This is a genomic window from Paenibacillus sp. LT-B23 (assembly GCF_059417685.1).
In genome coordinates, this window is the sequence record NZ_JBSQBM010000023.1 from 58,721 (window position 1) to 85,119 (window position 26,399).

Below are 26,399 nucleotides of genomic sequence, written 5' to 3' on the forward strand. Positions count from 1 at the left end.
ATGGGACTATCTGCTCATTGAAATAACTTATTTCGCTTCATACCAATTGCTTCCATAGCTAACTTCCGCTTTAAGCGGTACAGACAGCTTCAGCGCCGCTTCCATCGTAGCCGGGACAAGCTCTTTCATCGTTTCCATTTCCTCCGGCGGAACTTCGAAAACAAGCTCATCATGTACTTGAAGCAGCATACGGCTGCGAAGATTACGTTCGCGAAGCGCCGCGTCCATCTGTACCATCGCCAGCTTGATAATATCGGCTGCGGTACCCTGAATCGGAGTATTCATTGCGGTACGCTCCGCAAACGAACGCAGGTTGAAGTTGCTGGCATTAATCTCCGGCAAATAACGTCTGCGCTCCAGCAGCGTTTTTACGTATCCGTCCCGCTTCGCATCCTTCACAATATCATCCATGTAACGGCGGACGCCCTGGTACACGTCAAAATACTGGTCAATAAAGCGAGCCGCTTCCTTGCGCGTAATATTCAGGTTTTGCGACAAACCGTAATCACTGATCCCGTAGACAATCCCGAAGTTAACCGCCTTGGCAGAACGCCGCATGTTAGAATCTACGTCTTCCGCAGGGATGCCGAACACATCGGACGCGGTCTTCGTATGAATGTCCATATCGTGGACAAAGGCTTCCTTCAAGCGCTCATCATCCGAAATATCAGCCAGCACTCGCAATTCGATCTGCGAGTAGTCCGCCGCCAGAATAGACCAGCCCGGCTCGGAAGGCACAAATACCTTGCGGATTTTACGTCCCTCTTCCAGACGAATCGGGATATTTTGCAAATTTGGGAATTGACTGCTCAATCGTCCGGTTGCTGCAACCGTCTGCCGGAAATACGTATGCAGCTTGCCCGTTTTATCCGAAATTTCCTTAAGTAATCCTTCCACATACGTGGATTGGAGTTTCGCAATGGTACGGTACTGCAAAATGTTTTGCACAATATCATGATATGGGGCGAGCTTTTCCAGTACCTCGGCATCGGTGGAGTACCCGGTTTTCGTCTTTTTGATAACAGGAAGGCCCAGCTTATCGAACAAAATTTCACCTAGCTGCTTGGGCGAATTCAGATTGAACTCCACACCGGCAATGCTGTAAATCTCGCGCACCAGCGTTTCAATCTGGGCTTCAAATTCTTTACCCAAAGCGCGCAGTTCTTCCACATTCACCAAAATACCCTGCTTCTCCATATCCGCCAGAATCCGGGACAACGGCATCTCCAGCTCATGGAACAGCTTGTGCATTTCCGTTTTTTCCAGCTCGGCCTGCTGTACAGGCACCAGCGCTTCAATCACCGCCGCCTTGCGTGCCACATGATCGGACAGCGCATCCACGTCAGGTACTTTATATTTAGCGCCTTTGCCGAATACTTCATCGTCCGGACGAATCGAGGACAATCCATGCTTGGCTGCCAATCCGCTCAGCGACTGGTTTGCATCCGTCGGGTCCAGCAAATATCCGGCCAACTGTACATCGAACTCCGCCCCGGCAAATTCAATCCCGTGCCAATGCAAGGCTAAATCCGTACGGTGCAGATCATGCCCCCGCTTTTTGCGCCCAGCATCGGCGAGCCATTCACGGACAGGCTTGGCTGCATCAGTTTGCAGTACATCCAAGGTCATAAAAAACTGTCGCCCCGCTCCGCCAAAGACCAGACCCACAATTTCAGCATGATGCGGATTATCTCCATGGGTCTCTACATGTAGCAGATCGACGGTATCCAGTACATTTACCAGCTCGCTAATCCGCTGTTCGTCCAATACGGTCACGTCAGCCGCAGCTTCCTCTACGTCTATTCCCGCACTGCCAACCTCGCCCGAAAAGGATAAACGCTCCAGCAAGGACTTGAACTCCAGCTTCGCCAGCGCAGGTCCCGCCGTTTCAGCTTGCAGCCCACCGAAGACGACATCCTCCAGTTGCTTGTCCAGCGTTACATCCCGATAGATGGTCGCCAAATCCTTGCTCATCCGTGCATCATCTGCATGCGTTTCGACGCGTTCTTTCATTTTGCCTTTCAGCTCATCTGTATGCGCCAGCACCTCTTCCACCGATCCATACTGGTGCAGCAGCTTGAGCGCTGTCTTTTCCCCCACACCCGGAATCCCGGGAATGTTGTCTGACGTATCGCCCATCAGACCCTTGAGGTCGATAATTTGCAACGGCTTCAAGCCGTAACGCTCCTGAATCTGTTCAGGTCCGTATGTCTCCACCTCGGTAACCCCTTTGCGGGTCAAGCCGACAGTGACGTTGTCCGAAGCCAACTGAAGCATATCCTTATCTCCGGTAACCACCAGCACGTTAAAACCAGCTTCGTCCGCGGTTTTAGACAGGGTTCCAATGATATCGTCCGCCTCATAGCCATCCAGCTCAAACTGGGCAATGCCAAAGGCGGTCAGCAGCTCTTTTAGTAGCGGGAATTGTTGGGACAGCTCCGGCGGCGTTTTCTCCCGTCCACCCTTGTAATCCTCATATCCTTTATGGCGAAACGTTATTTTTCCGGCATCAAAGGCAACCAGTATATGCGTCGGCTTGTGCTCCTCCAAAAGCCGCAGCAACATCGTTGTAAATCCGTACACCGCGTTCGTCTGCTGTCCGCTCGAATTCGTTAACGGCGGCATAGCGAAAAACGCCCGGTAAATGATACTGTTGCCATCTATAAGCATGAGTTTATCCATTTAGCACCTCGCAAGTTCATCAATGCATTCGAAAGGTTCTTTCGTTTTACGCATTCCTTTTCCTATCTTAACATAAAGGCTCCTTTTTCAGAAAAAAACGGTTGTTTCCTAACCAGATTCGCCTTTTTGCACAAAGACAAGTCTGGGTCAGAAACAACCGCTATATACCTAAAAAGCCCTACTGGTTCAAATCCGGCCGCTCCCCTGTCACGAGATATACGGTGCTTTCACCGATATTCGTCGCATGGTCACCAATCCGCTCAATATATCGTCCAACGAGCAGTTGCAGCATGCCTTGTGGAGCTTCCTCAGGCTTTTCTACCATAAACACATACAGATTGCTGATCATATGGCTATACATGGAATCTACACGATCATCCTCTTTGGCCATTTTATAAGCCAAATCTGTATTTTCATCCAAATAGGATGTAATGGCGTCGTCAATCATCTCTTTAACAATCGAAGCCATCTGTGGAATATCCACCAGCGGCTTGATGACCTGCTGCCCTTCCAGACGCAGCGTGACCTTGGCAATATCGAGTGCCAAATCCCCCATCCTTTCCAGATCACTGGAAATTTTAAAAGCAACAATGATCCGGCGTAAATCCTTGGCTACCGGCTGCTGGGTAATAATGAGCTTGGAGCCCATATCGAGAATGTTCTCTTCCAGCGCATTGAGGGATGCATCATTTTTGACCACCTGCTGGGCCAATTCCGTATTTTTGGTCTGCAAACATTCGATGGCCTGATCGAGTGCCTTCGATACATGTGCACCCATTTCGCGCAGTACGGCTCTCAGCTCATCTAATCCTTCATCAAAACCTTTTCTGCGTATCATTTCGAAGTCACCCCTCCTGGCATTACTAATCTGGTTGGCTTTAGCCGAATCGGCCGGAAATATAATCTTCCGTACGGGAATCTTGCGGTGTGGAAAACATCGTCTCTGTATCCGCCGCCTCTACCACGACACCGTTCAAGAAAAACGCAGTCCGACCGGACACACGAGCCGCCTGATGCATGTTATGCGTCACCATGACAATCGTATACCTGTCGCGCAGTTCTTGAACCAGTTCTTCAATCTTCATCGTGGAGATCGGGTCCAGGGCTGACGTTGCCTCATCCATGAGCAGAATATCCGGCTGCACAGCAAGCGCCCGGGCAATACACAGACGCTGCTGCTGTCCACCGGACAAGCTCAGGGCTGAACGCTTGAGAAAGTCCTTAACCTCTTCCCAGAGTGCCGCCTGCCGCAAGCTTTGCTCAACAAGTTCGTCCAGCTTGTCCTTTTGCCGGACTCCGTGCAGACGCGGGCCGTACGCCACGTTATCATAAATAGATTTAGGAAATGGATTAGGCTGTTGAAAAACCATTCCCACCTGCTTGCGCAGGGCTTCTACTTCCATCGTATCACCATATATATCCTGACCTGCGATACTCACCGTTCCTTCAATACGCGTTCCTGGGATCATATCGTTCATCCGATTCAATGTACGCAGCAAGGTAGATTTACCGCATCCGGACGGTCCGATGAAGGCTGTTACCGTTTTTTCAGGAATATCCAGGTTTATATGTTTCAGCGCTTGAAAATTTTCATAATACAAGTTCAGCTTATCAATCTGAATAACGGAATCATTCATTGATTTATGATCTCCTTCGTGTTGCAGTTATGGTCCTCAAGCATTGCACCTGATTTGCACAATATGAAGATTATATAAGCTGTGTGTAAATTCAGTGTGGTGGATTTGTTAACGGTATGTAAAATGATCAGGAATTCAGCATAAGCTCCAGCTCCTGTGCAATCCCGGCTGCATTCAAAGCTGCTTCCTCTGCGGAACGGGACATTTCGTTGTTTTTGGTCTCAATTTCAGCAACGGCCTGCAACAATTGGGTAAACGTTTGGGTTCCAGCGGATATATACCGGGAGCCGCTATTAATCTGCTGCATGCTCGTATCCGTCAGATCGGCAGTGTCACGCAGCATTTGTTCAATATCTGTAAGCAAGCTTGTAATCTGTGCGGAAAAGGCTTTCGTCTGAAGTGACATATTCCGCACCTCCTGAGACACGATCTGGAAGCCACGCCCGTGTTCGCCGGCATGTGCTGCTTCAATTGAAGCGTTGATCGCCAGCAGTCCACTTTGATCCGCGAGTGCGCGGATGGAGGAAGCCATGCCTGCAATGTCATTCAGCGATTGGGTAAGCGCTGTAATCTGCTCATGTTGGCGCTTCATTTGCTCTGTGACTGCACGATAGGAGAGTAGAACATCTTCCAGTTCTATTTTGCCACGACATGATAATTCACTCATCGAACGGGTTAGACGCACACTGTCACCGGCCTCTTTAGCGGCATCCAGCACAGTTGTCTGAATCCGATGGACACCATCATAGCTATGCCGTACCACGTTGCCCCGATGATCATCCGCTTCTTTCTGCATCCGCTGAACGACGGACAAAATATCACGAATGGTCAGTACGCCAAGCAACCGCGTACCTTCCTTAATTAGCAGGCAGTCGTAAAATTGTTGATCTTGGCGCAGCATCGCCTGCTCTACAATGTCCGATGCCGGGCTTTCCAGATCTACAATTAATGTATCGGGGTCGGCAAATATTGCCGCAGGCTTGTCATAAAACAGAGCCGCAGCAAACCTGCCCGTAAAATGTCGATTATACGCATCTCTCATAATAATGCCCAACGGAAGGCCATTTTTATCAACGACTATGACACAAGGAATGTCTTCTTGCGTTTTCATAAGTGCTAACAGCTCTTTACAAGACATATCCGTACCAATGATCGGAACCTCCCGGCACGGCACGTAGGTAGTAATCGGCTTGTTGGATTCACGTTCAATCACGGCAGTGGAACTCGGCTGGGTCTTTGGTTCCGTTATCATCGTTCTGAAGTCCCCTTTTTTTAACTACTTGGAGTGACGGGAACATCATATCGGTCATTTGTTGATTGTAACGTCTGTTTATGTTAACGAAACGTAAAATCACAAAATGTACACAAAAATCGAACACAAAGAAAAACGCTTCTCATTTATAGTAAATGAGAAGCGCTTCTTTTTTTATTAACAACCAGCTTGTATCCAACTCCGCGAATCGAATCAATATGAACCGAATCGGGGTCCAGCTCCAGCTTCTTGCGCAATGAGCTAACATGCACATCTACCGTCCGTTGACCGCCAATGTAGTCGAAGCCCCAGACCGCGTTCATCAGATCGTCGCGAGTCAATACCACGCCCGGCTTACGGGACAAGTAGAGAAGTACCTCAAATTCCTTCGGTCTTAAGCTGATGGATTGTCCTCCGAGAATCACTTCATATTTTTCAGGATAAATCTCCAGCTCACCTAATTGAATTTTGGAGCCGTCTTTCTGATCGGACAGCACGCCTTCATCCCCCCCGGAAGTACGACGCAGTACCGCCGTTACGCGGGCCAGCAGCTCGGAAACACCGAAAGGCTTCGTAATATAATCATCTGCTCCTGATTTCAATCCTTGGACAACCTCGGCTTCGCCGTTTTTGGCCGTTAAAATAATGATGGGTGTTGTCAGTCCCTGATGGCGTAGTCTGCTCAAAATATCCAGTCCGTTCATACCGGGCAGCATCAAATCCAGCAGGATCAAATCGTAGGACTCTCTAGAGGCTTTTTCAAACCCTGCACTGCCATGATCCTCCGTATCTACTTCAAACCCCTCTTGTATCAAATTGTAGGATAGCAATCTGGCAAGCGTTGGTTCATCCTCAATAACCAGCAAGCGTTGTCCCATAAATAAATTCATCTCCTGTTTACCTTTTAAAGGCGCATTGGTCAAAATTCCAAAATCTTTTCCATACTCATGCGACACCCGTATATTTTATCACGGCATTGTTAACAGAATGTAAAAATCGATCTAGTTCATTCTTCCTGTTGCAACAACGGCAATTCAATTGTAAATGTCGTGCCCAAACCAAGCTCGCTTTCTACGGAAAGCACCCCATGATGCAGGTCCACCAAATGCTTGACGATAGACAATCCCAGGCCGGTTCCACCCGAGTTGCGCGAACGTCCTTTGTCCACCCGGTAAAAGCGCTCGAAGATGCGCGGCAGGTCCTTCTTCGGAATCCCGATGCCCGTATCGCTAACCGTAAAAACAACCTTCTCCGTGTCATTCTCCCGCTGTACCGTTACAACCTTGATTTTCACCTTGCCACCGTCGAGTGTGTAGTTAATGCCATTAGACAGTAGGTTTACAAAAATCTGCTGGAGCTTATCTTCATCCGCCTCCATAAACAGTTCATCCGGGACATCCATATGCAGTGTAATTCTCTTTTTGGCAGCTACATTATTCAGCTTTTCCAGCAATGATTCTATAAACGAGGACACATGAACCGGAGAGCAATCCAGTGGAGAACGCTTGGATTCAATTTTGGACAGCTCCAAAATGTCGCCGATCAGCCGATTCAGCCGTTCGCTTTCATCATAAATAATTTGCAAAAAGGAACGGGATGTTTCCTCATCCTTTACCCCGCCACCGAGCAACGTCTCGGCAAAGCCCTTGACTGCGGCAATCGGCGTTTTTAGCTCATGGGAAACATTCGCCACAAATTCGCTTCGCATATTTTCAAGCCGCCGAATAGCTGTAATATCCTGCAATAGGAACAGCATGCCGCGATATCCGCCTTCATCCTCATACATCGGCACGCCATCGAGCAGAATCAGCCGTTCCTCGGGATTATACAGATGAACCTCACCATGCAATCTTTCGCGGCTTTGTATACTACCCTCAATCAGCTTCGTCAGCTCGTAGTGCTTTTTCAGCTCATGATAAGGCTTGTCCGTCACCCGTTTGCTAGTGACACCAAGCATCCGCTCAGACTCACGGTTCACAAGCGCAATCTGCTCCCCGGCATCAATCATGAGAATCCCTCCGGTCATATTGCTCATGACGCTCTGAAGCAAATCCTCATTATCACGAATTGTTTTCATTTGGTTTTGCAGGCTGTCTGCCATACGGTTAATGGCGTCCCCCAACTGCCCTACCTCATCCCGGCGCTGTACGCCAACTCTTGCGTCATAATCCAGCCCGGAAATACGATTGGCTACGCCTGTAATATGCTCAATAGGCGAGGTTAGACCACGCGCGATACGGTAACTGACCAATCCAGCAGCAAGGAACAACAAGACCAGACCAATGCCAATTGCCGTCCAGCCACGCTGCACTCCTTCCTCTACTGCTTTCAGATTCATGGATAAACGAATATATCCGTCGAACCCCTTGTCGGATACGACAGGCTCTGCCACGTACAGCATATTCCGCTGCAAAGTTTCACTGTAGCGTATCGTCCGTCCGATTCCTTCTGACGCGGCTTCCCGGATTTCTTCACGTGATGCATGGTTCTCCATCTTGCGCGGATCGCTTAGTGAATCGCCAACAACCGTTCCATCCTTGCGAATGAAGGTCACCCGTGAGTCCGTCAGACGTGCAATTTCCTTTGCCTTTTCCGAATAGTAGGAGACGTAATCGGTACTGGAAAGAGCGTCTGCGCTGACAAAAGGAAATGTAGCCCGAAGCAGGTCGATCTCACGCCCCATATTTTCCTCAAGCACCTTCATATTCGAGTTTTTAAAAATTTGTCCCATGGTGATTCCGGCAGCCAGGACAGATACGCCGATCAAAATCAGCATAATCAAGGTAAGCCTGAAACGAAACGACTTCATACAATTTGCCCATCCTTTAGTGAAGTAGAAATTTTTTAGGTTCATCACAGCTATGTAAGTGAGGAGTTTGCAAAAATCCTGAGGTTAAAACCCATTCTACAGGCTACCTGCTTTTTGTTCCACTGTTAAAAAGGAAAAAAGGTCAGGGCACACGCTGCCCCAACCTCTCTCTTATCCGTTGACGACTTCACCGCCGTTGATATGAATGACCTGCCCACTTACATAAGATGAATCATCCGAAGCAAGGTACACATAGGCTGGCGCCAATTCTTCCGGCTGACCGGGACGTTTCATCGGCTGCGCGCCTCCGAACTCACTGACAGTCTTGGCATCAAAGGTCGAAGGGATTAGCGGTGTCCAGACCGGACCCGGTGCTACAGCATTTACCCGAATGCCTTGATCGACCAAATTGAGCGAAAGGGAACGGGTGAATGAAGTAATCGCCCCTTTGGTGGATGAATAATCAATGAGTGTCTTGTTCCCGGCATAGGCCGTAATCGACGTGGTATTCACAATGGCGCTGCCTTTCTTCAAATGAGGCAATGCCGATTGCGTCAGGAAGAACATACCAAAAATATTCGTACGGAATGTACGCTCCAGCTGCTCTTTCGTGATATCCTCCAGCTTCTGCTGTGGATGCTGCTCTGCGGCATTGTTCACGACTATGTCCAGCTTGCCCAGCTCGTTAACCGTCTGTTGAACTGCTTTTTTGGCAAATTGGTCATCTCCGATATCGCCTGGAATCAGTACGCATTTGCGGCCCTCCTGCTCTACCTGGCGCTTCGTCTCCTCAGCATCCTTATGCTCGTTCAGATAGATGATAGCTACGTCAGCACCTTCCTTTGCGTACGTAACAGCTACAGCGCGTCCGATACCACTGTCTCCACCGCTAATGAGTGCGACTTTGCCTGTTAGTTTGCCAGCCGCCTTATAGGTAGACTTCTCAAACTGAGGTGCGGGCGACATTTTGGATTCAACCCCCGGTTGCTGTTCTTGATGCTGCGGAGGCAAGGTTTGTTGGGTTTGGTTGCTTTTGGCCATCGTACATTCTCCTTTCAAGATTAGATATCTTATAGGATGCAACATTTGCACCCACTCTACTCCTGATTTACCACATGGGCTTGTACGTTAAACGAAAAAAGGAGCATGAAGTTCGTTGAACGCACAAAAAAACGGCTTGTGCTTATTCAGCACAAACCGCTTTTTTCAAATTTAGCATTTGGCATCATTCGATTGCAGGCGCTCGCCAAATGCTTGATTAAATAATATGGCTGTATACCATTAAAAACGTAATCAGGATCAGGAAGACGGCAAGCAGCGTACTGAACGTTCGCATTTTGCCAGCGTATTGCGTAATAGGTTGTTGGTTACGAATCGCTTCCAGCGACAGCCGTAACGGCTTGCCCATAGCACCTGCGATGCCGGAAATAGCAAGAAACAGCAGCAAGACGACGACGATCCAGGCCACTGAATATGGACCCCAGGCAAAAATCATATAGATACCGCTAACAAGCACAAGGATCAGTGCAAATTGAGCCAAACGGTTCAATAGCTGAACAGCCGATATCGTTCCTTCCTGCACACTAGGAGCCAATTTGTCGATTTTGCCAACCACGAAGGGGAGCAATAAATAAAAACCCATCGCCAGTGATCCAATAATGTGAATAAAAGACATTTTTCACAACCTCCATTTCTTTGTTTTCTTACAAACTCTTTTTCCATAGAACGATCATATTCCAACGAGTAGACTACCATCATTTCAGTGTTTTGGGACATGCTTTTCTATGTACACTATCAATGCATACGAAATCTATTATACCGGGGAAGCAGGACAAAGCAAAGGAAGACGGTGAGAAAAGTTTCAGCTTGAGTGGGTGCTGGAATGGAGAGGCTCCGCGAACGGAACGTTGCTACCGTCGCTGTTGTCTCCGGATTTTATTGGATATATTTGATATGGTATACATCCGGAGACAAAGGCGAGCGCTTACGCTTGTCCGCAATCGTTCCGTCCGCTCCGCCAGTGCCAGCAAACCCAAGCTGAAATTTTCAGTAATTAGAGGAAAAGGAAGAAAACAAATAGATTACTTATAAAGCGAAAAGAGGTGTCCGCCAGCCATGACTATGGCTTTGGAACACCTCTTAAAGTAAAGTATACCGTTTTATAGGTAAGCAAGCTTATATAGTGACTACTTTAATTACATTGCGGACTGATTCGGCGGATTGATCAAGCGCTACTTTTTCCTCGTCGGTCAATTCCAGCTCGAACACCTTTTCGATACCATTACCACCCAGAAGTGTCGGTACGCCGAGGAACAAGTCCTGATAACCGTACTCTCCCTCCAGATAGGCAATAACCGGAATGATACGCTTTTTGTCCTTCACAATCGCTTCTGTCATTTGTGTAAGCGATGCCGCCGGAGCATAGTATGCGCTACCATTGCCCAGCAGGTTAACAATCTCCCCGCCACCGACACGCGTTCGCTGTACGATCGCTTCGATACGTTCCTTCGAAATCAGGGTTTCGATAGGGATACCACCAACACTGGAATAGCGTACCAGCGGCACCATATCATCACCGTGACCACCCAATACGAAGCCACGCACGTCTTCGACGGATACGTTCAGTTCCTGTGCAATAAAGGTACAATACCGAGCCGTATCCAGCACACCAGATTGGCCGATGACCCGATTTTTCGGGAAACCAAGCGTCTGATATGCGGTATAGGTCATGGCATCGACCGGATTACTCAGAATAATGACGATAGAATCCGGCGCATACTTCTTCACGTTTTCACATACGGATTTTACAATGCCTGCATTCGTATTTACCAAATCGTCACGGCTCATGCCTGGCTTGCGCGCAATCCCCGCTGTAATAATGACGATATCCGAGTTGGCTGCATCCTCATAATTGGAAGTGCCTGTGACCTGGCTGTCAAATCCCTGGACCGGACTGGCCTCTAAAATATCAAGCGCTTTGCCTTTGGTCGGATTCTCAAGTTGCGGAATATCGATCAGAACGATATCACCCAGCTCTTTTTGGGCCAGCAGCAATGCGGTAGTGGCACCGGTAAAACCGGCGCCAACAATGGATATTTTTTTGCGTTGAATGGTCACGTGGCATTCCCCTCTCTACAGGTTACTAATAATGGTATCTGCGAACTCGGAGCATTTCACTTGTGTAGCACCTTCCATCAGACGGGCAAAGTCATACGTTACGATTTTTTTATTAATGGACGTTTCCAGTCCTTTGTAAATCAGGTTTGCCGCTTCGTGCCAGCCCAAATGCTCAAGCAGCATCACGCCGGACAAAATAACGGAACCAGGGTTTACGACATCTTTGTCAGCATATTTTGGCGCTGTGCCGTGTGTAGCCTCAAAGATAGCATGCCCAGTTACATAGTTAATGTTCGCACCTGGTGCGATACCAATTCCACCGACTTGAGCAGCCAATGCATCAGACAAATAGTCCCCGTTCAGGTTCAGCGTAGCAATAACATCAAATTCGGAAGGACGAGTCAGTACTTGTTGCAGTGCAATGTCAGCAATCGCATCCTTGATGATGATTTTACCTGCATCTTCAGCTGCTTTTTGAGCTGCATTTGCCGCATCTTCACCATCTTTTTCCTTGATAGCATCATATTGAGCCCAAGTGAATACTTTATCTGCAAATTCTTCCTCAGCCACTTCATAACCCCAGTTTTTGAAGGCACCTTCGGTAAATTTCATAATGTTGCCTTTGTGTACGAGCGTTACGCTCTTTCGTCCGTGGTCAACAGCATACTGAATGGCTGCACGCACCAGACGTTTTGAACCCTCGGAGGAAACCGGCTTGATCCCGATACCCGACGTTTCAGGGAAACGGATTTTGTTCACACCCAGCTCTTGTTGGAGGAACTGAATGACTTTTTTCACGTCCTCGGAGCCTTCAGCATACTCAATACCAGCATAAATATCCTCAGTATTCTCACGGAAAATAACCATGTCTACCAATTCAGGACGCTTCACCGGAGACGGAACACCGTTAAAGTAACGAACAGGACGCAGACATACGTACAGATCCAGCTCTTGACGCAATGCTACGTTCAAAGAGCGAATGCCGCCGCCAATCGGTGTCGTAAGCGGCCCTTTGATGGCTACAATATACTCACGGATGGCTTCCAAGGTATCGTTAGGCAACCACTCGCCGTATGTATTGAAAGCTTTCTCACCAGCGAATACTTCATACCAGGCAATCTTCTTGGAACCGTTATATGCTTTATCTACAGCTGCGTCCAGTACGCGCTTGGATGCTTTCCAGATGTCGCGGCCTGTGCCGTCGCCTTCGATAAACGGAATAACCGGATGATTCGGAACCTGTAGTTGACCGTTATCAATCGTAATTTTTTCGCCTTCAGTTGGGAGCTCAAACTTTTCAAATTTTGCCATAAGTTCCTTTTCCTCCTCAGATATGAATGGGTACAGGGCGAAAGACGTGATCTTCATCATAGACAAAAACACGCATCTCTCGCCGTCCCTTCTATTGTACCTTATTTTTTTAATTCAGGGTATACAGCCTCAATATTCGTACAACAAGTGATTAGCGTAATTCCGGAGACACATACTTTTGGTCAATCGGACCTGTGTATTCAGCGCGCGGACGGATCAGACGATTATTTTCGTACTGCTCCAAAATGTGCGCTGTCCACCCCGATACACGACTCACGGCAAAGATCGGTGTGAACAGGTCTCTTTTGATACCCAGTTGGGTATAAACAGAGGCAGAGTAAAAATCAACATTCGGCTTCAAGCCCTTTTGTCCTGTCACAATTTCCTCGATTCGAACCGAAATATCGAACAACGTCGTATCGCCGTTCATTTCGCCCAGTTCGCGGGACATTTTGTGCAAATGCTTGGCACGCGGATCACCGTTTTTATAGACACGATGTCCAAAGCCCATAATTTTTTCGCGGTTATCCAGTTTGGTCTGAATATACGAATCCACCTGATCCAAACCGCCGATTTCCTCCAGGGTTTTAGCAACAGCTTCGTTGGCTCCGCCATGCAGTGGTCCCTTCAAAGCTCCGATTGCCGACGTAATGCCGGAATAAATATCGGATAGTGTTGCTACCGTCACGCGTGCAGCAAAGGTCGATGCATTCAATTCATGATCGGCATGCAGCACAAGAGCCTGATTGAACGCTTTGATAGCCGTCTCTTCTGGGTCTTTGCCAGTAAGCTGATACAGAAAGTTTTCAGCGATAGAAACACCTTTCTTGGGCGCAATCGGCTCCAGCCCTTCGCGCACACGCGCTATGGCCGCCACAATTGTGGGCAATTGCGCCTGAAGCTTGACGGTTTTGATCACATTGGCCTCTCCCGACATATCATCCGCCTGTGGGTCATACAAGGCAAGAGACGATACGGCTGATCTCAGGGCAGCCATCGTGCTCAAATCTTTCGGGTACAGCTTTAATTGAGTAATAATTTCATCCGGAATGGCAGCATATTCGCTTAATTGGTCGCGAAGCTCCTGCAATTGGGCTTGATCAGGCAATTTTCCGAACCACAACAAATAAGCTACCTCTTCAAAAGCGGCGTTAACAGCCAAATCATCAATGTTATAACCCCGGTACGTGAGAACGCCATCTACGATAGAGCTTATGGAGGAAGTGGTCGCTACGATCCCTTCCAGACCTTTAGTCGCTGTCATCGTTACATCTCTCCTTTGTAAAAACATTGTGAACGGACTTGCAATGTAAACATTTTCAAAAGTAAGTTTTGCTTTTTAAATAAATAAGTAATGTTAACGCCATATGTCAATATTTAAACCTTCTTTCACTATACTGGATTTTGTCGTTTATGTGAACATTCAGGGCTATTCCGACACATTCAAATGTTTTATCGGGTTTATAAAGAATTTTTTGAAACCCCTTACAAAATTTATTATTCCCTTTGCACTTTTTTACACAGGTCTTGTCTCACCCCCTTCTTGCATATGTATAGTAAAGCACTTATTTCATGGAATACAACTGTAAAAGAAAGGAGCCGTGAGAGCATGAGCCGGTTGATCCTGAATCGCATATTTCGCGCTCTGTGGGTCGCAGTCGTGATTGTAGCTCTGTTGCTGGGCATATACGTGCTGTTCCCTCTCATCTATCCCTTCCTGTTCGCCTGGGTTGTGGCCTATGCCATGAATCCGCTGGTCCGCTTTCTGCGCAGCCAGGCCCGCTTGCCACGTTGGATGGCTGTCACGGTCTCGTTATTTGTATATTTAGGCGGAATCGCCGTTGTCCTCTCTGCGGCCATAACGCGGATGGTTCGAGAGATCATCAGGCTCACCATGACCTTTGACGGACATATTGAACATTTTAAAAGCCTGTTTATCGACTGGACTCAGAGCGATCTGATCCAAAATGTAATTAATGAAATTAACCAATTTATCCGCAATAACCCCGATTACTACCATACAATTAACAGCAATATTGATAAAACAACCCAGACAGTCAGTTCGGCTGTCACCACACTGGTTGCCCAATTTTTTAATGGTATTCTGAATTTGCTGACCTCTCTGCCTAACATGGGCGCGGTGCTGATGGTTATTGTATTAGCGGCATTTTTTATCAGTAAGGACTGGGACCAACATAGCCGAATGCTCTCGAATACGGTTCCTGATACGATTCGCAAGCCCATGTCGGGGATATGGCACGATCTGCGCAAGGCGTTGTTTGGTTATTTGCGCGCACAGTTTATTATAATCTCCATTACCGCGGTGACCGTCATTATTGGACTGTTCATTTTGCGTGTAGAATCCGCCTTCACCATCGGTTTGATGATCGGGCTGGTTGATTTGCTTCCTTATTTAGGGGTTGGCATTGTGATGATTCCGTGGATTTTATATGCATATATGTCGGGTAATTTGGCATTAGGGGTGGGATTGTCGATCCTCTATATCATCCTGTTGGTGGGACGGCAAATTGTAGAACCTAAAGTACTGGCCAGCAGCGTGGGTTTGAACCCGCTTCCCACCCTTATTGGGATGTTCATCGGGCTCAAGCTGTTTGGTATGCTGGGACTGATTATCGGGCCTGTGTCCCTCATTGTAGTCGATGCGCTGAATCGCGCCAACGTCATTCAGGACTTGCGCAATTATATTCTCGCCGGAAGAGTCCGTTAAAATGATTGGAGCAGGAAAAACGGCAGCTTCGTCAAAACCGCCGAAACGTAATACTGCCATTTTTCATTTTTTTCTCCAGCCATTTCAATAAAAAGCGTCGGTACAACGCACGGGTCAAAGGAAAAACCAGCGTAAAACCGATAATATCCGTTAAAAATCCGGGGATAAGCAGCAAGCTCCCGCCGAAAAAGACACATAATCCATCCAGCATTTTGCGGCCGGGCATTTGTCCCCGATTCATTTCATTTTTCGCATCAGCAATGACCTTGCGGCCTTCAAATTGCATCATAGCGGCTCCGATCAGGGTCGTCAGAATAATAAGCAGAATGGTTTTACCCGCTCCAATCCAGTGACTTACCCATATGAACCCGTACAGCTCAGCCAGAGGGATAATCAACAGCAACAGCCATAGACGTTTACGCATCATCACGCTTTCTCTCCCTCCCCGCCTGACATCGCAGATCGTAGCGCGGTGTACAGCTTAGGCAGCGCCTGATCCAGTCGGACGGGCTTCCATTCAGTGCTCACCCATACGTGGCGTGTCACCCCGGTTACGAGCAGCTCTCCCGGAAGTGTGTCTGCCTGTGTCCACACCTTTCCCACCTGGCTTTGATGCTCCTCGGCTGTTACACGCCGGACCTCATAAGTGTAGTTCAGACGTAGTCTGGAGAAGTCCGTAATCGCGGTATAAATGGTAATCAAATCATCATATCGGGCAGGACTCACATATTTCGCATTGATTTCGATAACGGGCAGCAGAACGCCTTGTTCCTCCATGCTCCGATAGTTAAAGCCTGCCTGCCGGATCATTTCCGTACGCCCGATCTCAAACCAGTTCAGATAATTGGCATGGTACACGACCCCCATTTGGTCGCTTTCCTGATAACGGACACGCAGCGGCGCTCCATACCAGCGTAATTCCGTTTGTTTCTCCTCTTGTGTCATACAAGCTCTCCTATCTGTGTGCATCTTTATCTCTATATTTGCCCTCTCTCCATTAAACCATATTTACCGCCCCGGAACAAAAAGAGGGCCGAACCGTTATGGCTCGCCCTCTTAAGTATTTTAAAATGATGGCTTTATCATTTTGGCAACGGCTTGGACAATTTGTAATATCCGCTTTCCGAAGCTGCAATCAACAGACTTTTCGCTTGACTTCCTGCCCAAGCATAACCGAGTCGTCTCTCCTCACTGATTTTCATGATGTCCGTATACTTTTTGCCATCCCGGTCTGAAAAGAAGTACTTATTGTCTTCCACATTGTAGAAACGATACCACATTACGCTCGATGCGTCCTTTTGGAAAAACTCCGGACCTTGACGATTGTATTTGATCCCGTCGATCCGATTAGTGTCAAACCATTTCAAGGCGCTCTGAGCTGCTTTTTTCACCTCAGCCGTTTGCGGTTGGGACATCAGGAAGGCCGTGATGCCTACTGATTCCGTAGTTGTTTTGGAAGGAAGCTCAAATGCTCGAGCCGCAACAGATGCATAAGTAACCGGATCATGCTGTGCACCCCAGATCGTCGGTGTACCATTATTTACAATTTGAGACTTAATTGTGTATTGGATGCCTTTGTTTAGCGCTTGCTGAAGTCTGGAGCGATATGTATTGTCCAGAATATCGCTATCAAATGGCTGCTTCTTGTTCGCAATATCGTCCGCCAACACCATAACTCTAACCATTGCATCATCGTTGTAAGTTACGGCATCAGAATAATTACCGCGTTTAGGGTATACTTGAGGCCAGCCACCGGAGGAATATTGAGAGGTTAGAACGAAGTCAACTGCTTTTTGTACACTGTCCTTAATGTCTTTATTTTTTGTTTTTTTGTATACATCCGCCAAAAAGCGAATTTCAGTTGTCGTAGCCTCATTATCAAATGTTCCCAGCTCTACGCCATCCTTGCTCTTCCAGGTGGAGCGTGCAGCTTTACCATCCCACTTGGATTTATAATTCTTTTCCATAGCTTTGAAGAATCCGCCATGCGGCAATTGCCACGATACGATATTCAAGGCCAGTTTGGTATCCTTAGATACATCGCCAGTAGAAAATTTACTAAAATCACGGTACTTATCCAGCAAACTGTCCGCACTTACGCTAGCCAATGGAACAACAGCATTTTTGTAAATGGCCGTATCACCATACACTGCTTGGGTAACATTCACCCCCGCATCAGCTGAATCCTGCTCCGCTGCCGCCCACGAAGGGTTAATAAGCCCTGTTGTTACTGTAATCGCCATTCCTGAAAGGGCGATCCACTTGACAGATTCTTTGACATTAAACCTCATTCCAAACCTCTCCTTTAATATGATTGTGGGTACCTCAAAAACTATTAAACACATGTATTATATGAAAATATACCCAAATAATCAATATATTTTATTATATACAAATGAAAGAGTTTACTAAACTAATAAAAAAATCCTCTTACTAATACTAGATTAGTAAGAGGATTTATCCTATTTCATATATAGTAAGCCGATGAACGGTCTCGCTTACCCAAACCGCCCCATAATGTACTCCTGGGTCAGCTCATTTTCAGGATTAGTGAAAATATCATTCGTTTTGCCATGCTCGACCAGACTCCCGATATAAAAATAAGCTGTATAATCGGAAATCCGTGCCGCCTGTTGCATATTGTGCGTCACGATGACGATGCGCAGCTCTTTTTTCAACTCGGTAATCAGCTCTTCCACCTTGCCTGTAGATACAGGGTCCAGCGCAGAGGCCGGCTCGTCAAGCAATAAAATTTTCGGTTGGACGGATAGCGCGCGCGCAATACAAAGCCGCTGCTGCTGTCCACCAGACAACGCCAGAGCGGAATCATGAAGACGGTCCTTAACCTCATCCCATAGTGCTGCTTTACGCAGACTGCTTTCGACGATTTCATCAAGCTGTTTCTTTTTACGAACACCCCGGTATTTGGGACCGAAAGCGATGTTATTATAAATGGATTTGTAGAACGGGTTAGGCCGCTGCCACACCATGCCAATTTGCTGACGCAGCTTGATCACATCTGTGCCCGGTGCGGTCAAATCCTGTCCGTCCATCCAGATGTGTCCTGTCGTCGAGGAAGACGCAATCTCGTCGTTCATCCGGTTGAGAGAGCGCAAAAAGGTCGATTTACCGCAGCCGGAAGGCCCGATCAGAGCAGTCACTGTCTGCTCGGGAAAGGCCAGATTTACTTTTTTCACGGCCTCAAAGCTGCCGTAATAAATGCTCAAATCCTCGGTACTGAATGGTTGCGGAGGTTGCCCCGCCAGTTGTTCCGAGCGCGTAGATTGTATGGGTGTTGCAGGTGTTGCCGTTCGCGTAATGACTTGTTCCATGTTTCCCATCCCCTTTCTAATCCATCCGTTTGGCAGCTGTCAGGCGGCGGTAGACAACTCTTCCGAACCATCTTGCGATCAGGTTGAAGGCAAGTACGAGCAGCACCAATACCGCGGAAGCGCCTGCGGCAATATCCTTGGAATCAGGAGCGATGCCTTCACTGTTAACCTTCCAGATATGCACAGCCAGTGTCTCGGCAGGACGCATCGGATTAATGGGCGATCTGGCATGCAATGGATTCCAGTCCGTAAAATCAAGCGGCGGTGTACTCATCCCGGCTGTAAACAGCAACGCTGCTGCTTCCCCGAAAATGCGGCCTGCGGCCAAAATCGTCCCTGTAATCAAGCTTGGCAGCGCAGCAGGCAGCAAAATAGAGGTAATGATTTTCCACTTGGACAATCCGAGCGCAAGTCCGGCTTCCTTTTGCTCCTTGGGCACAGCCCGGAAAGCCTGCTCTGTCGTTCGAACCATCAGCGGCAGGTTGAATACCGCTAAAGCCAATGCCCCTGATAACAGGGAAAAACCAAAATTAAACGTATTTACGATCAGTAAAAGTCCGAACAAACCGATGACAATGGACGGGAACGAAGACAATACCTCGACGACAAGTCGTATGAAGTCCGTAATTTTCCCCGGCTTTGCATATTGCGCCATGTATATACCGGCACCCCAGCCAATCGGAATGGTGATAATCAAGGTTAAAATAAGTAAGAATACAGAGTTGAACAATTGCGGGCCGATACCCCCGCCTGCGCGTAGCGTCTGGGGAGCACTGGTTAAAAAGTCAAAGGAAATGTGACTGACTCCGCGTGCCAAAATGAATCCCAGCAAGCCCACTAGAAGTACGACAATGAATAGAGCGAAGAAACAGATTACAAATGTAGCGATTTTGTCAGTCGTTTTAGCCTTCATCAAATCCGGTTTCTCCTTTCAAGCAGCCTTACCAGCAGCACGAAGATGAATGTCATGAGCAGGAGAACAAGCGCCATGCTCCAGAGAGCATTGTTATGAACCGAGCCCATAGCTGTATTGCCCATGCTAAGTGTAATTACGCTGGTCAAGGTCGAAGCGGATTCCAGCAAGGATTGCGGTATATGCGGAGCATTCCCGATCACCATCTGTACAGCCAGCGCTTCTCCGAAGGCACGAGCCATACCGAGAATAATTCCTGTTAACAGAGCAGGCAGCAGCGTTGGTATAATGACGCGTGCAATCGTCTGCCAGCGAGTAGCGCCCAGAGCGTAAGAAGACTCACGCAGACCACCCGGCAAGGAGGACAATGCGTCCGCCATAATACTCGTAATCGTCGGTAAAATCATTACAGACAAGACGAGACAGCCCGCGAGAATCCCGATGCCTTGTCCCCCGAACACGTTCCGCAGCAACGGAACAATTACGGTCAAGCCGACAAAGCCGTATACTACAGACGGAATACCGGATAATAATTCAATCGCGGGCTGAAGGATACGTTTGCCGGATTTCGGTACGATTTCCGTCATAAATAAAGCCGCACACAAGCTGAGCGGGCTGGCGATTAAAGCCGCCAGAACGGTTACAGCAAAAGAGCCTGTAATAAACGGAAGTGCGCCGAAGGACTTGGGCTCACCATCCGGGCCCCACTTGGTTCCGAAGAAAAACTCTTGCAGACTGACTCCATTCACCACAAATGTAGCTACACCTTTGGAGGCGACAAAATATACAATGGAGACAATGACTGCAACCAAAAAAACGACACAAACCGACGTATAAATGCGGCCGGTCCATTCTTCCCAGTAATGCCTTTCTTTCATACCTCGGGATCGTTTATTCTGTTCCATGTATGCCTTCCCTTCAATTGGTTCCATACTGTGACTCCTTTAACGGAAGAATAGAGGCTGGACGCTAGTCCGCCTCTTCTCCGTGAATATAACTTTGCATTTAGCTGCATTCATCCGAACAGAAGGTGTATATCTCCTTATTTCGTAATGTTACCGTCGGCATCGCGTTTAACTTGCATGCCTGATACTGGAATGTATCCCAGGTCTACGACATCGGATTTTTGGATTTCATCAGACAGAATGTAATCCAGGAATGCTTTTACATGCTCTTTTGGCTCACCTTTAGTGTACATATGCTCATATGCCCATACTGGATATTTACCTTGCTCTACATTTTCCACATTGGCCTCAACACCATCGTATTTCAATGCTGTTACCGTGTTGTCGATGTAGGACAGAGCCAGGTAACCAATAGCACCCGGTGTTTCAGCAATCAGCTTTTTCACAGTACCGGAGGAATCTTCCTGAATGGAGCCTGGCAGATCTTCCGTTTTTTGTCCCAAAGCGTATTTTTCAAATGTTGCACGAGTACCGGAGCTGCTTGGACGGTTTACGATAACGATTTTTTGATCTGCGCCACCAACTTGTTTCCAGTTGGTAATTTTACCTGTGAAAATTTGTACCAATTGATCTTTCTTCAAATCTGCTACGCCTACTTTAGGATTCGCTACTGCTGACATAGCTACAACAGCTACTTGGTGATCGACCAGTTCATCTGCGCCGCTCTCCAATTTTTCTTTTGCAAACACATCGGAGTTACCGATATCCGCTTGCCCGCCAGAAACTTGAGTCAAGCCAGTACCGCTACCGCCGCCCTGTACTTGAACCGCAATTCCTTTATATTTATCTACAGCCATAAATTTTTGTCCCGCTTGCTCTACCAATGGTTGAAGTGCAGTGGAGCCAACAGCCAGAATGTTACCTGTCAGTTCAGTAGCTGCTTTATTGTCTGTTCCTGTAGCAGCGTTTCCTTGCGGTGCAGCATTGTTAGCTGATCCACAAGCTGCAAGTGCAAATACCATGGTAAGAGTCATCAGAATGAACGGCCATTTTTTCAACATTTTTTATTGTCCTCCCCTTATTTAAGTGACGGTTTTTTATTTATGACCATCAACACTTTTACATTGTAGGCTTGGAATGTTAGATGAACGACTTGGTTTTGTAAAAGAAATATTAAATATTGATAGATAATTTGTTTTTCAGTATATAATTAATCTATAGTCTATTTTTTATACATGAATGCCATGTAAGGAGAGCTGTTCAAGTCCATGAATATTTTAAAATTGCGCATTTTAATGATGATCGATAAATTCCACAAGGCGACGGATGTGGCCGAGGCATTGCAAATTAAACAGCCTACCGTCAGCTTTCATATGAAAAGTCTGGAAAAAGAACTGGGAGTCTCCCTGTTCATCTCCCAACAAGGAAGAATTATGCTGACCGAAGCTGGCAAAAAACTGCTGCCTTACGCAAAGCAGATGGTTGCACTGGAGCAAGAAGCAAGACAAACCGTGAATGAACATGCTGAGCAGTCGCAGGGACAATTACACGTCGGCGCCGAGTCCATCTCGGGCACGTATATACTCCCTTCTATGATGGCTAAATTTGCTCAACAATATCCCGAATGCCAAATTCGGCTAGAAATTCAATCCCCGGATAAAGTCAGACAACTGCTAAAGCAGGGGGAGATTGATTTTGCTTTTTTGAATGACGGAGAGTATTCTTCCGAGCATACGGTGGTAGAGCCTGTCGCTTCGGATCGAATTGGAGTTATCAGGTCTATGTCTATGGAGTATACTTCCAAACCAATGGATGCTTTGGGGCCTGAAATGCTGGACAAGGGTTCATGGGTGAGATATAGCGGATCATCTGTTGTAGATCCATATTCCTCGTTGATCAAGCCCCATCTGGAAATGAATTCATGGGAGGCGTTAAAGCAGGTGGTAAGCAACGGAGAAGCACTTGCCTTCTTCCCTGCCTGTGGTGTTCTTCGTAACGAAGGTAGTGACGTTCCGTCAGTAGAGTGGCTTCCTTGGCCTCATGCTGAGGGACAGAATGAGCGTTACCACATAAATTTACTGTATCTACGCGATACTAACCTCAGCATGATCCAGCAGGCATTTCTGGATTTTACACGGATAGAAGGTCTGGAGGATCAGAGAAGCTAGAGAGCATAAAAAAAGAGCATCCCAGTCATAAATGACTTGAATGCTCTCTCTGCTGCACCTAGAAGATGAAACCTGTCTGTTTTATTCCGAACCAGCTAAAGTTACGCTTGTGCAGGAACACAGCTAATTTTAATCAGATTTGTAGAACCAGAAGCACCGAGCGGTATACCTGCGGTAATAACAACCAAATCGCCCTCTTTAACGAGACCGGATTTGCGACCGCCTTCCAGTGCATTTTCGATCAGTTTGTCCGTCGTGTCCACGACAGGTTTGCCTTGTACTGCATGTACTCCCCAGATCAGAGCCAAGCGGCGAACTGTTCTTTCCTGCGTTGTCACAGCAATAATCGGAGCTTGTGGACGGTATTTGGAAATCATACGCGCCGTTGTTCCGCTTTGTGTGGACGTCAGGATGGCTTTGGCATGCAGGTCAAGCGCAGAAATAGAAACGGATTGGCTGATCGCTTCCGTAATACTAACTTCCTGAGCCGTTCTTTGTTTTTTGAACAAATCGCGGTAGTTCAGAGCGGATTCTGCTTTCTCTGCAATACGTGACATCGTCAGTACAGACTCTACCGGATATTTACCCGCAGCTGTTTCGCCGGACAGCATAATGGCATCTGTTCCGTCAAAAATGGCATTCGCTACGTCACTCGCTTCCGCACGAGTCGGACGCGGGTTACGTTGCATGGAATCCAGCATTTGTGTTGCGGTAATAACAGGCTTGCCCGCTACATTACACTTGGTAATCATCAATTTTTGCGCCAATGGCACTTCTTCAGCAGGAATTTCAACACCGAGGTCACCACGGGCAACCATCAGGCCATCCGAAGCTTCCAAAATTTCGTCCAAATTGTCGACGCCTTGCTGATTTTCGATTTTGGAAATGATTTGAATGTGACTTGCATTATGCTTCGCCAGCAATTCACGAATTTCCAGTACATCACTCGCTTTACGAACAAAAGAAGCTGCGATGAAATCAACGTCCTGCTCAATACCGAAAGTGATGTCGTTAGCATCCTTTTCTGTAATGCCTGGCAAGGAAATGTTCACTCCGGGAACATTAACGCCTTTCTTGCTCTTGATCGTTCCGCCATTGACAATGCGGCATTTGATTTCACTACCTGATACTTCAATAACGGTGAGCCCGATCAGACCGTCGTCGATCAGAATGGTGGAGCCGGGCTCCACGTCCGAGGGAAGATCCTGGTACGTAACGGAAATACGATCTTTCGTACCGAGAATTTCTTCCGTTGTCAGCATAATATACTCGTCCTGAACAAGCTCAATAGGTTCAACTTCGAGCTTTCCTGTCCGGATTTCCGGCCCCTTCGTATCGAGCAAAATAGCAACGTTTTTGTTAAGCTCCTTACAAGCTTGGCGGATATTTTTGATCCGGTTGCCATGCTCCTCGAAATCACCGTGAGAGAAATTCAGGCGGGCTACGTTCATACCAGCCAAAATCAGTTTCTTCACATTTTCTAATGACTCACTGGAAGGACCGATGGTACATACAATCTTAGTTTTGCGCATTTGGGTTTTTCCTCCGTTTTCAAAGGTGCTACTTTATATCTTTTTCCAACAATTAAATCTACTACACTTTTTCCTATTTGTATAGGAAGTTCGTCATATTTATTGTTACCCGTTTCCAGCGTATTACAACATAGGACCTGGTTCCGAAGTTTTCAAAAAGGTATATTGGCCTATTTTTCGGAACTTTTGATACCGATCTTCCCTCAATTCGTCGCAGTTCATATTCAAAAGGTCGGCCAAATGACGTTCCAGCGACTCCTTGATAGCAGCAGCAGTTACTTCATAGTTACGATGCGCGCCCCCTTTCGGCTCCGGCACGATATCCTCGATGACCTCCATGCGCAGGAGGTCATTCGCCGTAATCTTCATGGCCTCGGCAGCCTGATCCGCCTTGGAAGCATCCTTCCACAGAATCGAGGCCGCTCCGTTTGGAGAAATGGCCGAGTAGATGGCATGCTCCAGCATCAGCACACGGTTGCCGACGGCAAACGCAAGTGCACCGCCGCTTCCACCCTCGCCGATGACCACACAAATAACAGGCACCGAAAGCTTTGCCATCTCCCGCAAATTGCGGGCAATCGCTTCCGATTGACCTCTCTCCTCTGCTGTATTACCCGGATAAGCGCCCTTCGTATCAATAAATGTAATAATAGGGCGTTTGAATTTGTTAGCCTGCTGCATAAGACGCAAGCCTTTACGGAATCCCTCCGGGTGCGCGCTTCCGAAAAACCGCGCGATGTTGTCCTTCGTATCCTTGCCACGTTGCTGTCCAATGACGGTTACCGGAATACCATTCAGCTTGGCAATTCCACCCACGACCGCCAGATCGTCGCCATACAGGCGGTCGCCGTGCAATTCGATAAAGTCCGTAAACACCTGCTCGATCAGATCAAGCGATGTCGGTCGCTGATGATGACGGGCCACGTGCATTTTTTGCGATGCTGTAATGTTTGTGTATATTTCTTCCTCCGTCTGGAGATAACGTTCCTCCAGACGGTTAATTTCATCTGTAAAATCAATTTGCTTATCCCGTCCGAATTGCTTGAGTTCTTCGATCTTCTGTCGCATCTCGACCAGGGGCTTTTCATAAGGCAATTCGCCAGCCATCTATTCCACCTCTTTCGCGCTGTGCAAATCGAGCAGTTGGCCAAGTGTATCGCGCAGTTCCTTGCGATGTACAACCATATCCAATTGTCCGTGCTGCAAATTAAATTCGGAGGTTTGAAAATCGTCCGGTAGCTTCTGTCTGATCGTCTGTTCGATCACGATACGTCCGGCAAAACCGAATACTGCCCCCGGCTCCGCAATGTTAATATCTCCAAGCGTAGCAAAGCTGGCGGATACTCCACCTGTAGTCGGATCGGTGATAACGGAAATATAGAGCAATCCCTGCTCGTCCATGCGAGCGAGAGCCGCACTTGTTTTGGCCATCTGCATCAGGCTCAAAATACTTTCCTGCATACGCGCCCCACCAGATGTGGAGAAAATAATAAGCGGAAGACGCTTATCTATCGCCTGCTCAATGGCGCGGGTAATTTTCTCCCCGACGACCGAACCCATGCTGCCAGTGAAAAAGTCAAAGCTCATCACCGCAACAACAGTCGGATGCCCATGAATAAGCCCATCGCCCGTAATGACAGCCTCTCGCAAACCGGATTTCAGCGTCTGCTGCTCCAGCTTGCTCGCATATCCCGGAAAATCCAGCGGATCAACCGAAATCATATCGGCATCATATTCTGTAAATGTATCTTCATCGAGCACCATACGGATACGATCCATCGCGTTAAGACGCATATGATATCCACATACTGGGCACACTTTCAGATTTTTTTCCAACTCTTTACTGTATTGAATGCTCCCGCACTTGCCGCATTTGGTCATAAGACCTTCGGGAATTTCTCGTTTGGGACGATCCGGCATGTCCGCTTGATCGCCGCTCAGCGCCCGTTCCGAAGGGATGGTCGCGTATTTACGCTTCTTTTGGAATAAATCTTTAAACACAACTACACCTCT

The 26,399-nt window shown here is 47.6% G+C and carries 23 protein-coding genes; 2 read left to right on the forward strand and 21 right to left on the reverse strand.

Annotation, left to right across the window (positions count from 1 at the left end):
- Positions 1-27: 27 nt before the first annotated feature.
- From polA to citZ, 11 genes are all read right to left on the reverse strand, one after another.
- Positions 28-2,682, reverse strand: a complete 2,655-nt coding sequence (polA, locus tag ACWXW9_RS23735; protein WP_494931455.1) for a DNA polymerase I — start codon at positions 2,680-2,682, stop codon at positions 28-30.
- A 178-nt stretch (positions 2,683-2,860) separates the two neighbouring features.
- Positions 2,861-3,520: a phosphate signaling complex protein PhoU gene (gene phoU, locus ACWXW9_RS23740; RefSeq protein ID WP_192512834.1), complete on the reverse strand. Its 660-nt coding sequence runs from the start codon at positions 3,518-3,520 to the stop codon at positions 2,861-2,863.
- A 40-nt stretch (positions 3,521-3,560) separates the two neighbouring features.
- Positions 3,561-4,319: a phosphate ABC transporter ATP-binding protein PstB gene (gene pstB / locus ACWXW9_RS23745; RefSeq protein ID WP_494931456.1), complete on the reverse strand. Its 759-nt coding sequence runs from the start codon at positions 4,317-4,319 to the stop codon at positions 3,561-3,563.
- Positions 4,320-4,446: 127 nt separating this feature from the next.
- The gene (locus ACWXW9_RS23750; RefSeq protein WP_494931457.1) at positions 4,447-5,571 is read right to left on the reverse strand and encodes a methyl-accepting chemotaxis protein; all 1,125 of its coding nucleotides are present in this window, start codon (positions 5,569-5,571) and stop codon (positions 4,447-4,449) included.
- A 146-nt stretch (positions 5,572-5,717) separates the two neighbouring features.
- Positions 5,718-6,449, reverse strand: a complete 732-nt coding sequence (locus tag ACWXW9_RS23755; protein WP_010349065.1) for a response regulator transcription factor — start codon at positions 6,447-6,449, stop codon at positions 5,718-5,720.
- A 128-nt stretch (positions 6,450-6,577) separates the two neighbouring features.
- Positions 6,578-8,380, reverse strand: a complete 1,803-nt coding sequence (gene pnpS / locus ACWXW9_RS23760) for a two-component system histidine kinase PnpS (protein ID WP_494931458.1) — start codon at positions 8,378-8,380, stop codon at positions 6,578-6,580.
- A gap of 171 nt (positions 8,381-8,551) precedes the next feature.
- A complete protein-coding gene (locus tag ACWXW9_RS23765) occupies positions 8,552-9,421 on the reverse strand; it encodes an SDR family oxidoreductase (protein ID WP_494931459.1) in 870 nt (289 codons plus the stop codon).
- A gap of 217 nt (positions 9,422-9,638) precedes the next feature.
- Positions 9,639-10,055 (reverse strand): hypothetical protein, encoded by a 417-nt coding sequence (locus ACWXW9_RS23770; protein WP_494931460.1) that lies wholly within the window; start codon positions 10,053-10,055, stop codon positions 9,639-9,641.
- 500 nt (positions 10,056-10,555) lie between these two features.
- Positions 10,556-11,497 (reverse strand): malate dehydrogenase, encoded by a 942-nt coding sequence (gene mdh / locus ACWXW9_RS23775; RefSeq protein WP_494931461.1) that lies wholly within the window; start codon positions 11,495-11,497, stop codon positions 10,556-10,558.
- A gap of 15 nt (positions 11,498-11,512) precedes the next feature.
- Positions 11,513-12,808, reverse strand: a complete 1,296-nt coding sequence (gene icd / locus ACWXW9_RS23780) for an NADP-dependent isocitrate dehydrogenase (protein WP_494931462.1) — start codon at positions 12,806-12,808, stop codon at positions 11,513-11,515.
- Between the two features lie 151 nt (positions 12,809-12,959).
- Entirely contained in the window at positions 12,960-14,072 is a 1,113-nt protein-coding gene (gene citZ / locus ACWXW9_RS23785) for a citrate synthase (RefSeq protein WP_494931463.1), read from the reverse strand.
- 345 nt (positions 14,073-14,417) lie between these two features.
- On the opposite strand from citZ, the gene ytvI reads away from it, so the two are divergent.
- On the forward strand, positions 14,418-15,536 hold the full coding sequence (ytvI, locus tag ACWXW9_RS23790; RefSeq protein ID WP_494931464.1) for a sporulation integral membrane protein YtvI: 1,119 nt from the start codon (positions 14,418-14,420) through the stop codon (positions 15,534-15,536).
- Between the two features lie 31 nt (positions 15,537-15,567).
- On the opposite strand, the gene ACWXW9_RS23795 is transcribed toward ytvI, so the two are convergent.
- The 7 genes from ACWXW9_RS23795 to ACWXW9_RS23825 all read right to left on the reverse strand — a co-directional run bounded on the left by ACWXW9_RS23795 (position 15,568) and on the right by ACWXW9_RS23825 (position 21,747).
- Positions 15,568-15,966 carry an FxsA family protein gene (locus ACWXW9_RS23795; protein ID WP_483873424.1) on the reverse strand — a complete coding sequence of 133 codons (399 nt, stop codon included), beginning with the start codon at positions 15,964-15,966 and terminating at the stop codon, positions 15,568-15,570.
- Positions 15,963-16,481 carry an acyl-CoA thioesterase gene (locus ACWXW9_RS23800; protein WP_430037792.1) on the reverse strand — a complete coding sequence of 173 codons (519 nt, stop codon included), beginning with the start codon at positions 16,479-16,481 and terminating at the stop codon, positions 15,963-15,965. The genes ACWXW9_RS23795 and ACWXW9_RS23800 overlap by 4 nt, the downstream gene beginning before the upstream one ends.
- A gap of 137 nt (positions 16,482-16,618) precedes the next feature.
- Positions 16,619-17,827 carry a pectate lyase gene (gene pelA / locus ACWXW9_RS23805; RefSeq protein ID WP_494931465.1) on the reverse strand — a complete coding sequence of 403 codons (1,209 nt, stop codon included), beginning with the start codon at positions 17,825-17,827 and terminating at the stop codon, positions 16,619-16,621.
- Between the two features lie 207 nt (positions 17,828-18,034).
- A complete protein-coding gene (gene pstB / locus ACWXW9_RS23810; RefSeq protein ID WP_354453460.1) occupies positions 18,035-18,868 on the reverse strand; it encodes a phosphate ABC transporter ATP-binding protein PstB in 834 nt (277 codons plus the stop codon).
- A gap of 16 nt (positions 18,869-18,884) precedes the next feature.
- On the reverse strand, positions 18,885-19,781 hold the full coding sequence (pstA, locus tag ACWXW9_RS23815) for a phosphate ABC transporter permease PstA (RefSeq protein ID WP_137062810.1): 897 nt from the start codon (positions 19,779-19,781) through the stop codon (positions 18,885-18,887).
- Positions 19,781-20,713, reverse strand: a complete 933-nt coding sequence (gene pstC, locus ACWXW9_RS23820; RefSeq protein ID WP_494931466.1) for a phosphate ABC transporter permease subunit PstC — start codon at positions 20,711-20,713, stop codon at positions 19,781-19,783. The genes pstA and pstC overlap by 1 nt, the downstream gene beginning before the upstream one ends.
- 110 nt (positions 20,714-20,823) lie before the next feature.
- A complete protein-coding gene (locus ACWXW9_RS23825) occupies positions 20,824-21,747 on the reverse strand; it encodes a phosphate ABC transporter substrate-binding protein (RefSeq protein ID WP_494931467.1) in 924 nt (307 codons plus the stop codon).
- A gap of 207 nt (positions 21,748-21,954) precedes the next feature.
- Between ACWXW9_RS23825 and ACWXW9_RS23830 the strand changes: the two genes are divergently transcribed.
- Complete coding sequence (locus ACWXW9_RS23830; protein ID WP_494931468.1) at positions 21,955-22,854, forward strand: LysR substrate-binding domain-containing protein; 900 nt, start codon at positions 21,955-21,957, stop codon at positions 22,852-22,854.
- 101 nt (positions 22,855-22,955) lie between these two features.
- Here the strand turns inward: ACWXW9_RS23830 and pyk are convergent, their stop codons facing one another.
- The 3 genes from pyk to accD all read right to left on the reverse strand — a co-directional run bounded on the left by pyk (position 22,956) and on the right by accD (position 26,387).
- Positions 22,956-24,386 carry a pyruvate kinase gene (gene pyk, locus ACWXW9_RS23835; RefSeq protein ID WP_149095370.1) on the reverse strand — a complete coding sequence of 477 codons (1,431 nt, stop codon included), beginning with the start codon at positions 24,384-24,386 and terminating at the stop codon, positions 22,956-22,958.
- A gap of 123 nt (positions 24,387-24,509) precedes the next feature.
- On the reverse strand, positions 24,510-25,493 hold the full coding sequence (locus ACWXW9_RS23840; RefSeq protein ID WP_494931469.1) for an acetyl-CoA carboxylase carboxyltransferase subunit alpha: 984 nt from the start codon (positions 25,491-25,493) through the stop codon (positions 24,510-24,512).
- Entirely contained in the window at positions 25,494-26,387 is an 894-nt protein-coding gene (accD, locus tag ACWXW9_RS23845; protein WP_134910428.1) for an acetyl-CoA carboxylase, carboxyltransferase subunit beta, read from the reverse strand.
- Between the last annotated feature and the right edge of the window lie 12 nt (positions 26,388-26,399).